General features: G+C 70.5%; 13 protein-coding genes. 10 read left to right on the forward strand and 3 right to left on the reverse strand.

Going from position 1 to position 15,450, the window contains the following annotated elements:
• On the reverse strand, window positions 1–1,506 hold the full coding sequence (locus LB823_RS02155) for a DUF3375 domain-containing protein (protein ID WP_224645118.1): 1,506 nt from the start codon (window positions 1,504–1,506) through the stop codon (window positions 1–3).
• Between the two features lie 98 nt (window positions 1,507–1,604).
• Between LB823_RS02155 and LB823_RS02160 the strand changes: the two genes are divergently transcribed.
• From LB823_RS02160 to LB823_RS02175, 4 genes are all read left to right on the forward strand, one after another.
• Window positions 1,605–2,627, forward strand: a complete 1,023-nt coding sequence (locus tag LB823_RS02160) for a glycerophosphodiester phosphodiesterase family protein (RefSeq protein WP_224645119.1) — start codon at window positions 1,605–1,607, stop codon at window positions 2,625–2,627.
• A 196-nt stretch (window positions 2,628–2,823) separates the two neighbouring features.
• A complete protein-coding gene (locus tag LB823_RS02165; protein WP_224645120.1) occupies window positions 2,824–3,585 on the forward strand; it encodes a YdcF family protein in 762 nt (253 codons plus the stop codon).
• Between the two features lie 130 nt (window positions 3,586–3,715).
• Window positions 3,716–4,540, forward strand: a complete 825-nt coding sequence (locus LB823_RS02170) for a VOC family protein (protein ID WP_224645121.1) — start codon at window positions 3,716–3,718, stop codon at window positions 4,538–4,540.
• A 68-nt stretch (window positions 4,541–4,608) separates the two neighbouring features.
• Window positions 4,609–5,397, forward strand: coding sequence for a hypothetical protein (locus LB823_RS02175; protein WP_224645122.1), 789 nt, complete (start codon window positions 4,609–4,611; stop codon window positions 5,395–5,397).
• Here LB823_RS02175 and LB823_RS02180 read toward each other — a convergent pair.
• Window positions 5,394–5,957 carry a TetR/AcrR family transcriptional regulator gene (locus LB823_RS02180; protein WP_224645123.1) on the reverse strand — a complete coding sequence of 188 codons (564 nt, stop codon included), beginning with the start codon at window positions 5,955–5,957 and terminating at the stop codon, window positions 5,394–5,396. The two genes, LB823_RS02175 and LB823_RS02180, sit on opposite strands and share 4 nt — an antisense overlap.
• A 107-nt stretch (window positions 5,958–6,064) precedes the next feature.
• Window positions 6,065–8,881 carry an aconitate hydratase AcnA gene (gene acnA, locus LB823_RS02185; protein ID WP_224645124.1) on the reverse strand — a complete coding sequence of 939 codons (2,817 nt, stop codon included), beginning with the start codon at window positions 8,879–8,881 and terminating at the stop codon, window positions 6,065–6,067.
• A 170-nt stretch (window positions 8,882–9,051) separates the two neighbouring features.
• Between acnA and LB823_RS02190 the strand changes: the two genes are divergently transcribed.
• The 6 genes from LB823_RS02190 (at window position 9,052) to fabG1 (ending at window position 15,370) form a co-directional block, all read left to right on the forward strand.
• A complete protein-coding gene (locus tag LB823_RS02190; protein ID WP_224645125.1) occupies window positions 9,052–9,699 on the forward strand; it encodes a DUF6676 family protein in 648 nt (215 codons plus the stop codon).
• 241 nt (window positions 9,700–9,940) lie between these two features.
• Window positions 9,941–11,428 (forward strand): C40 family peptidase, encoded by a 1,488-nt coding sequence (locus LB823_RS02195; protein ID WP_224645126.1) that lies wholly within the window; start codon window positions 9,941–9,943, stop codon window positions 11,426–11,428.
• 9 nt (window positions 11,429–11,437) lie between these two features.
• A complete protein-coding gene (locus LB823_RS02200) occupies window positions 11,438–12,598 on the forward strand; it encodes a MoxR family ATPase (protein WP_224645194.1) in 1,161 nt (386 codons plus the stop codon).
• Between the two features lie 2 nt (window positions 12,599–12,600).
• Entirely contained in the window at window positions 12,601–13,572 is a 972-nt protein-coding gene (locus tag LB823_RS02205) for a DUF58 domain-containing protein (protein ID WP_374201262.1), read from the forward strand.
• Window position 13,573: 1 nt separating this feature from the next.
• Entirely contained in the window at window positions 13,574–14,557 is a 984-nt protein-coding gene (locus LB823_RS02210; protein ID WP_224645196.1) for a VWA domain-containing protein, read from the forward strand.
• 87 nt (window positions 14,558–14,644) lie between these two features.
• Complete coding sequence (fabG1, locus tag LB823_RS02215; protein ID WP_224645127.1) at window positions 14,645–15,370, forward strand: 3-oxoacyl-ACP reductase FabG1; 726 nt, start codon at window positions 14,645–14,647, stop codon at window positions 15,368–15,370.
• Window positions 15,371–15,450 lie beyond the last annotated feature (80 nt).

Consider the following 15,450-nt stretch of genomic DNA (forward strand, 5'->3'; position numbering starts at 1 on the left):
TCACTCCTGCTCGAACAGCGTGGTGGGCTCGGGCGCGGCCGAGGCGGGGGTCAGGGGCGGGAGCGCGGCGGCGAAGGCGATGTGCGGCACCGTCATCTCGCGGGGCCCCCGTTTCGTGTGCGCGACGACGGTGACCAGGCGGTCCTCGTCGACGGTGCCGTACCGCGCGCCGAGCGACCAGACGCCGACGACGTCGCCGGCGCGGGGCGCGTCGATCGCGGCGAGGATCTCGGTGATGTCGGCACCGTCGGACGCGCTGACCTGCTGGTTGATGGCGGAGGCGAGTGCGTCCCAGTCGATCGCCTCGCGGCCGACGAGGCGGGCGGGGTCGATGGTGAACTCACCGGAGGTCTCGCGCACCTCGGGCGGCAGGGTGACGATGCCGTCGTGGAAGCGCAGGGCGCCGACGGAGCTGGTGTCGACGGCCGACATGGGGACCGCGAGGCCGGTGTCGCGGCCGGCGGAGACGGTGTCGAAGGCGTCGACGGCCGCGCGCTGCGCCTCGGTGATGCGGGCGCGCAGCGACTGGTACTGCAGGAAGTCGCCGTCCTTGACGAAGGTGTTGATGCGGCGATACACCTGGCCGCGGATCTCGTCCACGCGCTGGACCTGCATCCACATGCGGTCGAGGAAGCCGGTGAGGGAGTCTCTGAGGTCGTCCGGCAGCTCGACCTCGTGCACGACGGAGGCGACCGAGGTCTCGAGCTGGCGGCGCAGGCGGTGGTCCGAGAGCAGCGTGTAGAAGGCGTCGAAGGCCTTGCCCTCGGGCGTGTTCGCCAGCTCGTCGTGGCCGTCGAAGAGGCGCTGCAGCGTCTTCGCGTAGGCCTCGGCTTCCGTGGAGTCGGAGGCGTCCAGGCCGTGGGTGAGGAGGGCCCGGGTGTGCTCGCGGAGCTTCTCGCCGTAGCCGAGGATGTCGGCCGGCATGCGCTCGGCGAGGGAGCTGACGATCTTGAGGTCGTCGACCACCTTGTCGCGGTCGTACTCGGGGATGAGGCCCTGGCGCAGGGCCTCGCGTCGCTGGGTGAGCTCGGCGATCTGCTGGTCCAGGGCGCGGAGGTGGTCGTCGGGGTCCGCGCTGACGGTGACCGCGACCGCCGACAGGCGGGCCGTGACGAGCTCGAGCGCGGTCTCGGTGGCGACGTTGCGGTCCAGCGACACCGCCTGCACCTGGCCGAGGGCCGTCGTGGCGCCGCGGGTGAGCTGGATGACCTCGCGGTCGTCTTCGTCGAGGGTGCGGGAGACGAAGCCGTGCTTGACCCACTGGTCCAGGACGTCCGGACCGGCCGGGACCGGTCGGGCGCGCTCGGTGAAGTGGCTCTGCAGGGACTGCAGGTCGACGGTGAGCGCGTCGCCCAACTCCTCCGCGTCGACGGGGCCCGTGCCCAGCCGCGCCGCCATCAGTGCCAGGTAGGCGACGGCGTGGGGGGAGCGGAGCAGGCGGAGCGCGACGTCGTTGTCGGCGTTGTCCGTGAACGCGGCGTACAGCTGCGCGGCCGACTGCGCCATCGTGTACCTCCCCTTGCGTATGCGACGGTCCAGTGTATCGGGGAGCCCTTCATGTCGCGGACAGGTCGGGTTCACCGTGGCGGCCTAGCGTGCGGTTCATGAACCTGCGGCGTCCGACGATCATCGCTCTGTCTCTCGCGCTGCTGGTCGGGGCGGCTCCGGCCGGCGCGGCGCCGCGGACCGTCGACCTGCAGGCGCACCGGGGCGGGCTCGGCCTGCAGACGGAGTCCACGCTGGAGGGCTTCTCCGCAGCGATGCGGCTCGGCGTGACCACGCTGGAACTGGACACGCAGGTGACGAAGGACCGGACGGTCGTGATCACGCACGACCGGAAGGTGGACGCACGCAAGTGCGCGGACACCGCGCCGGCGACGCCCGGCGACCCGCAGTACCCGTACGTCGGCAAGTACGTCCGCGACCTGACCTACGCCCAGGTCCGGACGATGAACTGCGGATACGAGAAGGTCACCGCCTCGCAGCGCGTGGTGGCGGGAGCCCGCATCCCCGAGTTGCGCGAGCTCTTCGACCTCGTCCGCGCGCGCCGGTCGCCGGTGCGGATGAACATCGAGACGAAGGTGGAGGCGGGGGCACCGTCGGAGACGGCGCCACGAGGCGAGTTCGTGCGGGCGGTGGCGGGGGAGATCACGCGCTCCGGCCTCGCCCGGCAGGTCACGATCCAGAGCTTCGACTGGACCGCCCTGCGGGAGATCGGGCCGCTGCTCCCGGGCGTCGGGCTGATCGCGCTGACCAACGGCGAGCAGTTCCTGCAGACGGGGAAGCCGGGCGGGTCGCCGTGGCTGGGGCTCGACGTGGACGCCTACGGCGGCGACTGGGTGCGGGCCGCGAAGGCGACCATCCCCGGACTGACCGCCGTCTCGCCGGTGCAGGGCGATCCGCAGGACGGCGGCGTCGGCGACGCGGACTTCGTGCGCTTCACAAAGCCGGAGCTGATCCGACGGGCGCACGGCCTGGGCCTGAAGGTCATCCCGTGGACGGTCAACGATCCCGCGACGATGCGGGCGCTGCTGCGGGACGGCGCGGACGGGCTGATCACCGACTACCCGGACCGCGCCCGTGCGGTGTTCCGCGAGCTGGGGATCGCGCTGCCCGCCTCCTCGTAGGGGCGGACGGACCAGCACTTTCGGTGCGTGTCGGCGACGACACGCCGCTCGTCGACCGCAGGAATCCACCGAGGCTCTCGGGTGCTCTCGGCGTGCCCCGGACGTGGTGTCGGGTACGAATCATCATTCACGTGTGCAACACACGACTCAGTGGTGTAGTTTTCCACCGATAGACTCATTTGTCACGGAGGGCAACATGCGTGTCTCTGGTTTCTTCCGCTCGATCGTTTCGCTGACGGCCGCCGTTGCGGTCGCCGCCACCCTGGCGACGGGGACGGCGGGGGCGGCACCGTCGACCACCACGTCGTCGACGTCCCTGACCAACCAGGCGATCGACCGCCAGGCCGCGGGCGACACCGCGGGCGCGCAGGCCGCCATCAATCAGATGCCGGTCGACCAGGCGCAGAAGGTCGTGGCCCTGATGACGAACGTCAACAAGGCGCTGACCTTCCCGCTCACCGACCAGGTGCCCGGCGGCGTCGCGCCCGGCACCGCGATCGTCATCCTCGGCTTCGGCCTGGAGAACAACGGTGCGATGCGGCCGATCCTCGTCGAGCGGCTGACCAAGGGGCTCGCGGTCGCGCAGGCGTACCCCGCATTCCCGATCGTCGTGACCGGCGGCGCGCCCAAGGCCGGCAAGACCGAGGCCGCGGCGATGAAGGAGTGGCTGCTCGCGCAGGGCGTCTCCGGCACCCGCATCTACACCGAGGAGAAGGCGGGCTCGACCCAAGGCAACGCCATCAACACGGCGGTCCTCATGCGGCAGAACGGCTTCGGCAACGGCGCGGTGCTCGTCACCTCCGCCGACCACACCCGGCGTTCGGTCGCCGACTTCCTCGTCGCCGGCATCACGCTGCAGGCCGTCGTCGCCTCCGACGCGAAGATCCAGTCCGGGCCGATGTCCGCGAGTGGCGTGGCGGGCGTCTACCGGGACGCACGCGGCGTCGCCAACCTCTAGCCCGACGGTGCCGTGGGCGGGTTCGACACCCGCTCACGGCAATCGGCGGCGCAGGCCGATTCAGCGATCGTCAGCGCCGTGTCGATCGAAATCTGGAAACTTGTCGGCCCGGTGTGCCACCGTTGTCGCCATGACCGCGTACCACGCCCCGCTGGGCGCACCCGTGTGGATCGACCTCATGACCTCCGACGTCGAGCAGGCCGTCGAGTTCTACGGCGCCGTCTTCGGTTGGGAGGCGGAGCCCGCCAACGACGACTTCGGCGGGTACCGCAACTTCCGGGTGAACGGGAACCGCGTCGCCGGAGTCATGTCGCCGCCCGACGGTGGTGGTGGCCCCGGCGACGTCTGGTCGACCTACCTGCGGGTGGAGGACGCGAAGGCGTCGCTGCGCGCGGCCACGGACGCGGGCGCCTCGCTCGTGGTCCCGGTCGTGCCGGTGGCCGACCTGGGGCGCTTCGCCTTCGTCATCGACCCGGTCGGCGCGGCCATCGGCATCTGGGAGCCGGGGAAGCACGAGGGCTTCGTCGAGCGCGGCGTGCCCGGTACCCCGTACTGGTTCGACTGCATGAGCCGCAGCTACGACGCGACCAGGGCCTTCTACCGAGACGTCTTCGGCTGGGAGTCGGAGGAGATCGGCAGCGGGGGGCAGGAGGGCTCTTTCGGCCCGGACCGCTACAGCCAGGTCTTCACCGGTACGGGCGCGCAGCGGGACGCGGTCGCGGGAATCATGGACGCGGCGCCGCTCTTCGACTCGGGCGTCTTCGGCGAGGGCATGCCGTCGTTCTGGCAGGTGTACCTGACGGTCGAGGACACCGCCGCCGCCGAGCAGCGCATCGTGGCCGCGGGTGGCGAGCTCCTCCGCGCGGCGGAGGTGACGCCCTGGGCCACCATGGGATCGGCCAAGGATCCGGGCGGCGCGGTCTTCCTCTACGCGACCCCGCCCGAAGGGCGCTGAGCCGCACCGAAGATCACGTTTGGGCGTCGGCAACCGGATCGCAAGGCCGACGGGGCTACGCTCCCCGCATGACCTACAACCAGGGCGGATACCAGCAGGGCGGTCCCTACCCCCAGGGCGGCGGGCAGGTGCCGCCGCACCAGGGCCGGCCCCCGCAGCAGGGCGCTCCGTACGGCGGCCCGCCGCAGCAGCCCGGGCAGCCGTGGGGCGCCCCGCAGCCTCCGCCGGGACAGCCGGCGTACGGTCGGCCGGGACAGCCGCAGTACCCGCAGTCGGGGCAGCCCCAGTACGGGCAGCAGCAGTTCGTTGGGCCGGGTCAGTACGCCGGCCAACCCGGGCCCTACGGGCAGCAGCCGGGGCAGTTCGGTGCACCGGGCCCGGCGGGGCCGGGCGGTCCGGCACCGTCGGCGAGCGGTGGCGTCGGCACGATCCTGCAGTTCCTGATCGCCGGCGCCGGCGCGCTCGTGATCCTGGGTGCCTTCCTGCCGTGGGCCAGCGCGTCGGCGAAGATCGGCGGCACGTCGATCACGAGCTCGGCGTCGGGGATCGACGGTAGCGACGGCTGGATCACGCTGTTCGCGGCGCTCATCGCCGGCGGCGTCGCGGTCGCGGCGGCGGTCGTCACCACGACGGGAGTACCGCTGCGGCTGATCTCCGGCATCGTCGCGACCGTCGCGGGGCTCGGGATCACCGGCCTCGCCGGCTACGACCTCGCGAACGTCGTGAAGCTGACGTCGACGTACTCGTCGATGGTCGACGTCTCGGCCGGCATCGGCCTCTACCTGACCCTGCTCGCGGGCATCGCGATGCTCGGGTTGGGCATCGCGACCCTCGTCCCGGCGCTGACGAAGCGCTAGGGACGCCGCACGCTCTCCTCGACCAGGTCGAGCACCGCCTCGAGGCCCGCCGTCGGCCGGCCCGAGGCGAGGTGGGTGACTAGCCCGTCGAGCACGAGGTCGAGGTAGCTGAGGATGACGTCGGTCGGCAGGTCGTCGCGCAGCCGGCCGCGCTGCTTCTGCCGCTCCAGGCGGCGCAGCGTGGCCTCGGTGAGCTCGGCGCTGCGCTCGGTCCACTCGGCGCGGAAGTCGCCGTCGTTCTTCAGCCGGCGCGCGATCTCCAGCCGGGTGCCCAGCCAGTCGAAGCGCTCCGGATGGCTGAGCATGTCGCGCATGACCTGCACGAGGCCCTCTTCCGCGGCGATGTCGGCCATCCGCTCGGCGTCCTCGCGGGCGAGCGCCAGGAACAGCGCGTCCTTGTCGCGGAAGTGGTGGAAGATCGCGCCGCGCGAGAGGTCTGTGGCGGCCTCGAGCCGGCGGACGGTGGCCCCGTCGTAGCCGTACTCGGCGAAGCAGGTCCGCGCACCGTCGAGGATCTGGCGGCGCCGCGCGGCGAGGTGATCATCGCTCACCTTGGGCATGTGGATGCTCCTGATCGAACGGGGACGGTTACTCGTTTGTCCACTACGCGGACGGCGGGCCCGGCCGCTGGGGCCGGACCCGCCGTCACTGGTCGAGACTGAAGCGATCAGCTCTTGACCATGTTCCGCAGCACGTACTGCAGGATGCCTCCGTTGCGGTAGTAGTCCGCCTCACCGGGGGTGTCGATGCGGACGTCCGCGTCGAACTCCACCTTCGTGCCGTCCGTCTTCGTCGCGGTCACGTGCACCGTCTTCGGCGTGACGCCGTTGTTCAGCTCCGTGATGCCCGCGATGTCGAAGGTCTCCGTGCCGTCGAGGCCCAGGGTCTTCCAGGACTCGCCCTTGGGGAACTGCAGCGGGACGACGCCCATGCCGATCAGGTTCGACCGGTGGATGCGCTCGAAGGACTCGACGATGACGGCCTTGACGCCCAGGAGGCTGGTGCCCTTGGCCGCCCAGTCGCGCGACGAACCGGAGCCGTACTCCTTGCCGCCCAGGACGACCAGCGGGACGCCGGCGGCCTGGTAGTTCTGGCACGCGTCGTAGATGAACGACTGCGGGCCGCCCTCCTGGGTGAAGTCGCGGGTGTAGCCGCCCTGCGTGCCCTCGAGCCCGATGGTGTCGAGCACACGGTTCTGCAGGCGGATGTTCGCGAACGTGCCGCGGATCATCACCTCGTGGTTACCGCGCCGCGAACCCAGCGAGTTGTAGTCCTTGCGGGCCACGCCGTGGGAGTCGAGGTACTGCGCGGCCGGGGTGCCGGGCTTGATCGGGCCGGCCGGGCTGATGTGGTCGGTGGTGACCGAATCGCCCAGCAGCGCCATGACGCGGGCGCCCGCGATGTCGGTGACCGGCGACGGCTCCATCGTCATGCCGTCGAAGTACGGCGCCTTGCGGACGTACGTCGAGTTCTCGTCCCAGGCGAACGTGTCGCCCTCGGGGGTGTCCAGGTTCTGCCAGCGGTGATCGCCCGCGAAGACCGTGGAGTAGGACTTGCGGAACATGTCCTGGTTGATGGCGTTCTTGATCGTGTCGTCGATCTCCTGCGCCGACGGCCAGATGTCCTTGAGGAAGACGTCGTTGCCGTCGTGGTCCTTGCCCAGCGAGTCGGTCTCGAAATCGAAGTCCATCGTGCCCGCGAGGCCGTAGGCGATGACCAGCGGCGGCGAGGCCAGGTAGTTCATCTTCACGTCGGGGGAGATGCGGCCCTCGAAGTTGCGGTTGCCCGAGAGCACCGCGACCACGGTCAGGTCCTCGTCGTTGACGGCCTTGCTGATCTCGTCGGGCAGCGGGCCGGTGTTGCCGATGCACGTGGTGCAGCCGTAGCCGCCCAGGTAGTAGCCGAGCTTCTCGAGGTACGGCCACAGGCCGGCCTTCTCGTAGTAGTCGGTGACGACCTGCGAGCCGGGGGCCATGTTGGTCTTGACCCAGGGCTTGGTGGTCAGGCCCTTCTCGACGGCGTTGCGCGCGAGCAGCGCCGCGCCGAGCATGACCGACGGGTTCGACGTGTTGGTGCAGGACGTGATTCCCGCGACCGCGACGGCGCCGTGGTCGAGGATGAAGGTGCCGCGCTCACCGGTCACGGTGACCGGCTTGGACGGGCGGCCCTCGGCGCCGTTGGCGGCGGACTGCACGTTGACGGCACCGTCATCCGCGAAGGACAGCGCGGCCGGATCGGAGGCCGGGAAGGACTCCTCGACGGCCTCGTCCAGCTGCGTGTGCGCGGCCGGGTGCTGCTCCTCCACGTAGTTGTGGATGTCCTTGCGGAAGGCGGTCTTCGACTCCGACAGGAGGATGCGGTCCTGCGGGCGCTTCGGGCCGGCGATCGACGGCACGACGGTGCCGAGGTCCAGCTCGAGGTACTCGGAGTAGGCGGGCTCGTGATCGGCGTCGTGCCACATGCCCTGCTCCTTGGCGTACGCCTCGACGAGCGCGAGCTGCTCGTCGGTGCGGCCGGTCAGGCGCAGGTAGTTGATGGTCTCGCCGTCGATCGGGAAGATCGCGGCGGTGGAGCCGAACTCGGGGCTCATGTTGCCCAGGGTGGCGCGGTTGGCGAGCGGCACCTCGGCGACGCCCTTGCCGTAGAACTCGACGAACTTGCCGACGACGCCGTGCTGACGCAGCATGTCCGTCACGGTGAGCACCACGTCGGTCGCGGTGACGCCCGGCTTGATCTCACCGGTGAGCTTGAAGCCCACGACGCGGGGGATGAGCATGGAGACCGGCTGGCCCAGCATGGCCGCCTCGGCCTCGATGCCGCCGACGCCCCAGCCCAGGACGCCCAGGCCGTTCTCCATGGTGGTGTGCGAGTCGGTGCCGACGCAGGTGTCGGGGTACGCCTGGCCGTTGCGGGTCATCACGACCGGCGCCAGGTACTCGATGTTCACCTGGTGCACGATGCCCATGCCCGGGGGGACGACCTTGAAGTCGTCGAACGCGCCCTGGCCCCAGCGGAGGAACTGGTAACGCTCGCCGTTGCGCTGGTACTCCAGGTCGACGTTGCGCTCGAGGGCGTCGGCGGTGCCGAAGACGTCGAGGATGACCGAGTGGTCGATGACCATGTCGGCGGGGGAGAGCGGGTTGACCTTGTTGGGGTCGCCGCCCAGGGCCGTGACGGCCTCGCGCATGGTGGCGAGGTCCACGATGCAGGGCACACCGGTGAAGTCCTGCATGATCACGCGCGCCGGCGTGAACTGGATCTCGACGCTCGGCTCGGCCGAGGGATCCCAGTTCGCCAGGGCGTTGATGTGATCGGTGGTGATGTTCGCGCCGTCCTCGGTCCGCAGCAGGTTCTCTGCGAGGACCTTCAAGGCGTAGGGCAGCTTCTCGGTGCCGGGCACGGCGCTGAGGCGGAAGATCTCGTATGACTGATCGCCCACCTCGAGCGTGCCGCGCGACGAGAAGGAATCGATGCTCTTGCTCACGTCAGCTCCACTCAACGTTTTGTGGTGTGCACCGACGGGCTGTGTCGGTGCCTGAAGTCGATAATACAGTACGCTTGTCCTGTGAGAGTCCGCGGGGCTGAAACTCGCCGGACGCAGCTCATTGTGCCTCGTTCCGGGCGCGCCCGCGGGCGTGTCGTACTGTGAGGCCCATGGGTCCGCTGCCGATTCTCACCGAAGTTCCGACCGATGTGGATCTGTCCGCGCTGCAGGCGGACCTCGCGACGGACGGCGTCGCCGTGCTCAACCCCGCTCACGCCGATTCCGTGCCCCAGCTGGTGCAGGTCGTCAAGGACGCGCGGGCCAACGGCATCGAGAACTTCCAGGTGGTCGTCCTGGCGCACGATTACAACCCGGACACCTCGCTGCGCGACCTCGGCACCGAGCTCGGACGGCAGATGAACGCCGATGCCGATCATCCGCTGACCGTCCTCGTGATGTCGCCGTCGCAGGTCGCCGGGTACTCGACCCAGCTCTCGCGCTTCCAGATCGAGAAGGGGCAGGACGGCTACACCGGTCGACTCGCGCTCAACAACCCGCCGAAGGCCGCCGAGGACTTCGCGACCGTCGCGAACGACGCGACCTTCCCGTGGACGGGCTTCACCGTCGGGCTGGTGCTGGTCGTCGCCGCGCTCGCGGGCTGGGCCCGCGTGGTGACGCGCCGCCGCAGCCGGGCGGTGGACGCCGCCCGGCGTGCCGCGGCCGCGCCGGTGGCCGCAACGGTCGGGGCGGAGTCCTCCGACTCGACGGTGCCCACGACCGAAGAGAATGGCGGCTCCGCTGTTCGATCGAACGAATAGCGCACATTCATTCGAAATTCCAGCTGTGTAATTAGCAGCGCCTGTCCGATTCGAATGCCATTCGACGGACGATGATCCGTGCAGGTCAGCGCGGATCTTTCGGTACTCACACCTGTGTAATTTGTGAATCTTGTTTTCTATTGTTGTGAAAGTGCCGTACGGTACGTCTGAAGCCAATGTTGTGCGTGTTGCCCATGCGCACTCATCGGGTCTGAACGAGTCTTGAGTTGAGGGAGACACCTTGAGGCGTACGGCACACCCCGCCACGAATTTCGCTGCGCGGTCGTTGCTCGCGGCAGTCGCCACCGGTTCGCTGGTGGCCGGCTCCGTCGCAGGCGCGGGATCGGTCTTCGCCGAGCCCAACGGCCCCGACGCGAATCCCGCCAACGTCGTCGCCGCGCTCGTCGACCGCATCGCCCAGACCGACCAGCGCATCGCGGACCTCCGCGGCGACGTCGCGACGAAGCGGCAGTCCGTCAACCGCGCCGTCGTCGACCTGCAGTCCGCCCGCGACGCCGCCACCGCGGCGACCGGCGCGATCAAGGTCTCCGACACCGCGGTCGCGGACTCCGACGCCAAGATCAAGACCGCCCAGGACGCCTTCGACCAGGTGGTCCGTGCCGCGTACGCCCAGGGCAACAGTGCCGGCGCCCTCGTGAACACGCTCGGCGGGAACGACCCGGGCGATGCCGTCGACCGCGCGACCACGCTGCGGATCGTCGCCGACAAGCAGAAGGTCGCGCTCGGCGACCTCCGGGCCGCGAAGACCCGCGCCGAGGCCTCCCGTACCGCCGCCCGCGCGGCCAAGGTCCAGGCCGACGCCGCCACGGCCGCCGCGGCCGAGCGGAAGACGACGGCCGAGGACTCCATCACGCAGACCGTCGCCGCCCTGACGACGCAGCAGCAGGAGCAGACCACGCTCAGCACCCAGCGCGAGCTGGCACAGCGCGCCCTCGAGCAGGCCAAGCGCGCCGAGGACCGTGCGGCGCAGCAGAAGATCTACGCGCAGTACGTCGTCGACGAGCAGCAGACCCAGCAGATCGCGGCCCCCGCCGCGCCCGCCGACCAGGCCGCCGCTCCGGCGGCGCAGGCGGCCGCCCCGGCGGCCCCCGCTGCGCAGGCCGGCACCGTCGACACCGCGGATCCGCTCGCCGCGGCCCGGACCTTCGCCCAGGGCATCGTCGGCCAGGCGTCGTCGCTGTTCAGCAACCCGTTCGGCGCCGTCACCGGCCAGTCCGGCGCTGCACAGCAGCCCACCGCCCCGGCCTCGCAGGCGGTGCCCGGCGTCGGGAGCATGAGCGGCGCGCAGATGATCGAGACCGTCATCCAGCGCGGCATGTCCGTCATCGGCGTGCAGTACGCCTGGGGCGGCGGTAACGCCTGGGGCGCGACCAAGGGCGTCCGCGACGGCGGCGTCGCCGACAGCTACGGCGACTTCAACCGCATCGGCTTCGACTGCTCGGGCCTGATGGCCTACATGTACGCCGCGGTCGGGATCGCGCTGCCCAAGTACTCGGGCTACCAGTACACGACGGGCAACAAGGTGCCGATCAGCCAGCTCAAGCGCGGCGACATGGTCTTCCGCGGCCCCGGCGGCACCCAGCACGTGGCGATGTACCTCGGCAACAACCAGATCCTCGAGTCGCCCCAGTCCGGCGGCGCGGTGCGGATCGCCCCCTTCGACGCCTCGACGTTCCTCTCGCAGGGCGTCCGCGTGATCAACAGCTGACCGCGCGCGATTCAGTACGCTCGTGGGAACGGGCCGCCGCGGCCCGGGATCGGACGGGCCCGCACGGGCCGGGGGAACGACGACGAAGGGGACTATTGCGTGACGCACTCACAGGGGCAGGACATCGCGTCGAGCGATGAGGTCAAGCTGCTGGAGCGGGCGGTCTACGAGGTCAAGCGCGTGATCGTGGGCCAGGACCAGCTCGTCGAGCGGATCCTGGTGGGCATGCTCGCCAAGGGCCACGTCCTCCTCGAGGGCGTCCCCGGCGTCGCCAAGACCCTCGCGGTCGAGACCTTCGCCACCGTCGTCGGCGGCTCGTTCTCCCGCATCCAGTTCACGCCGGACCTGGTCCCCTCCGACCTCGTCGGTACCCGCATCTACCGGCAGGGCAAGGAGCAGTTCGACACCGAGATCGGACCGGTCTCCGCGAACTTCCTGCTCGCCGACGAGATCAACCGCGCCCCCGCGAAGGTCCAGTCCGCGCTGCTCGAGGTCATGGCCGAGCGCAAGGTCTCCATCGGCGGCAAGACCTACCCGATGCCCGATCCCTTCCTCGTGCTCGCGACGCAGAACCCCATCGAGAACGAGGGCGTCTACCCCCTGCCCGAGGCCCAGCGTGACCGCTTCCTGTTCAAGGTCGTCGTCGGCTACCCCTCCATCGAGGAGGAGCGGGAGATCGTCTACCGCATGGGCACCATCCCGCCCGTGCCCTCGCAGGTGCTCGACCCGAGCACCGTGATCCGCCTCCAGCGCGCCGCGAGCGAGGTCTTCGTCCACCACGCGCTCGTCGACTACGTCGTCCGCGTCATCGCCGCGACCCGCACCCCGCGCGAGTTCGGCCTCGACGACGTGGCCTCCTGGATCACGTACGGCGCCTCGCCCCGCGCCACCCTCGGCATCGTCGCCGCCGCCCGCGCCCTCGCGCTGCTCCGCGGCCGCGACTACGTCGTCCCCCAGGACGTCGTCGAGATCATCCCGGACGTGCTGCGCCATCGCCTCGTCATGAGCTACGACGCCCTCGCCGACGAGGTGACCGCCGACCAGGCGATCAACCGCGTGCTGCAGACCGTCGCGCTGCCGCAGGTCGTCGGGCAGCCCGTCCCGCAGCAGGCCGCGCCGCCGGCGCCCGCCCCGCAGCAGTACGTGCCCGCGCAGCAGCCGCAGGGCTGACGATGCCGGCCACACCCCCCGGCACGCCTCCCGGTCCCGGGCCCCGGCACAGCCCGCTCCCGAGCTTCGCCGGCGGCGAGGTCGACGAGACCCGCATGCAGGCGTCCCTGAAGATGCTCGAACTGCTGGTGCGCCGCCGGCTCGACGGCGTCCTCAAGGGCGATCACCAGGGACTGCTCCCCGGACCGGGCTCCGAGCCGGGGGAGTCGCGCCCGTACACGCCCGGCGACGACGTCCGCCTCATGGACTGGTCGGTCACCGCCCGCACGACGCACCCGCACGTGCGGCAGATGATCGCCGACCGCGAGCTGCAGACCTGGATCGTGGTCGACCTGTCCGCGTCGATGGACTTCGGTTCCACGGGCGGCACGAAGCGCGACCTCGCCGTCGCCGCGTCCGCCGCCGTCGTGCACCTGGTGAGCGGCGCCGCGAACCGCGTCGGCTGCCTCGTCACCAACGGCGCGCAGCTGGTGCGCGTGCAGCCCAAGTCCGGCCGCGCGCAGCGGCAGAAGGTGCTCAAGGCCATCGCCACCGCGCCCCGCGCCGTCGAGGGCACCCGCGGCGACCTGCGCATCGCGCTCGACGCCCTGCGCCGGCCCGAACAGCCCCGCGGCCTCGTCGTGGTGATCAGCGACTTCCTCGGCGACGTGGACTACGTCCGCGAGCTCCGCGGCATCGCCGCGCGGCACGAGGTGCTCGCCGTGGAGGTCCTCGATCCGCGCGACGTCGAGCTCCCGGCGGTCGGCGAGATCGCGCTCCGCGACGCCGAGTCCGGCGCCGTGCGCGAACTGACCGTGACCCCCGAGCTGCAGCAGCGGTTCGCCGCGGCGGCGCAGGAGCACCGCAAGCAGGTGGCGCGCACCCTGCGCGGCGTCGGCGCGCCCGTCCTCGAACTGCGCACCGACCGCGACTGGCTCGCCGACATCGTGCGGTTCGTCGCCGCACGTCGACGTGGATTGGCTGGTGCTTCCTGACATGGGCGGATTGACCTCGCTCGCCACCCCGATCTGGCTGCTCGGCATCCTCGTCGTGCTCGCCATCCTGGCGGGGTACGTCTACAACGAGCGGCGGCGCAGCAAGCGCGCGCTGAAGTTCGCGAACATGTCGGTGCTCGACTCCGTGGCCCCGCCCGGGCCCAACCGGTGGCGGCACGTGCCCATCGCGCTGCTGAGCATCGGCCTGATCCTGCTCATGATCGCGCTGTCCGGGCCGCAGGCGATGCGCAAGGTGCCGCGGAGCAAGGCCACTGTCGTGCTCGTCGTCGACGTCTCCCTGTCGATGAAGGCCACCGATGTCAGCCCCAACCGCCTCGACGCTGCCAAGGAGGCGGCGAAGAAGTTCGTCGGCGAGCTGCCGCAGGGCATGAACCTCGGGATCGTCTCCTACGCCGGCACCGCGCAGCTGCTCGTCTCGCCGACCCCGGACCGCTCGCTCGCGACGAACGCGATCGATCACCTCGACCTGGCCCAGCGCACCGCGACGGGCGAGGGCATCTACGCGGCGATCCAGTCGATCAAGAACATCCGGGACGTGCTGGGCGGCAAGGACGCCGCGCCGCCCGCCCGGATCATCCTCGAGTCCGACGGCAAGCAGACGGTGCCCACCGACCTCGACGACCCGCGCGGCGGTTTCACCGCCGCCCGCAAGGCCAAGGAGGAGGGGATCCCCATCTCCACCATCTCCTTCGGCACGCCGAACGGCACCGTCGACATCGAGGGACAGAACATCCCCGTCCCCGTCGACGACGACTCGCTCCGGAAGATCGCCGAGCTCTCCGGGGGCAACTTCTTCTCGGCGTCCTCGCTGAGCGACCTCAATGAGGCCTACGGCACCCTGCGCGACGAGATCGGGTGGGAGATGCAGAAGGGTGACAACTCGCGGATCTGGGTGCTGTGGGGCACGGGCCTGCTGGTGCTCGGCGCCGCGGGCGCAGTGCTGTTCAACCGGCGTCTGCCGTGACCTCGGTGCCCGCGGAACGCACACCCGCGACGACTCGCGTGCCCGGAGATTTCCCGGGTCGCGAGCGTGATTGATACGTTGTCACCCATGTCGACTTCTGAATTCACGCCCCGGTCCGTCCTCGTCACGGGCGGCAACCGCGGTATCGGCCTCGCGATCGCGCAGCGCCTCGCCGCCGACGGCCACAAGGTCGCGGTGACGCACCGCGGCTCCGGCGCCCCCGAGGGCCTGTTCGGCGTGCAGTGCGACGTCACCGACACCGAGTCCGTCGACGCCGCCTTCAAGACGGTCGCCGAGCACCAGGGCCCCGTCGAGGTGGTCGTCTCCAACGCCGGCATCACCGACGACACGCTGGTCATGCGCATGAGCGTCGAGAGCTTCGAGAAGGTCATCAACGCCAACCTCACCGGCGCCTTCCGCGTCACCAAGGCCGCCACGCGCGACATGCTGAAGAACCGCTGGGGCCGGTTCATCTACCTCGGCTCGGTCGTCGGCCTCGCCGGCACCGGCGGCCAGGCCAATTACGCCTCGTCGAAGGCCGGCGTCGTCGGCCTCGCCCGCTCCGTCACCCGCGAGATGGGCTCGCGCAACATCACGGCCAACGTGATCGCGCCGGGCCTCATCGACACCGACATGACCCGCGAGCTCCCGTCGGACATGACCGAGCCGCTGATCAAGCAGGGCATCCCCGCGAAGCGGATCGGCCAGCCCGAGGAGGTCGCCGCGGTGGTCTCGTTCCTCGCCTCGGACGACTCCTCCTACGTCACCGGCAACGTCATCAACGTCGACGGCGGCCTGGGCATGGGCCACTAGGCCCGAGACAACAGGCCACTAGGCGCGACCGCGCACCGTCGAACCAGCCACGCAGCACGAACACACTGAAGGAGGCACGT

This window comes from Tsukamurella sp. M9C, assembly GCF_020169415.1.
Classification (GTDB): domain Bacteria; phylum Actinomycetota; class Actinomycetes; order Mycobacteriales; family Mycobacteriaceae; genus Tsukamurella.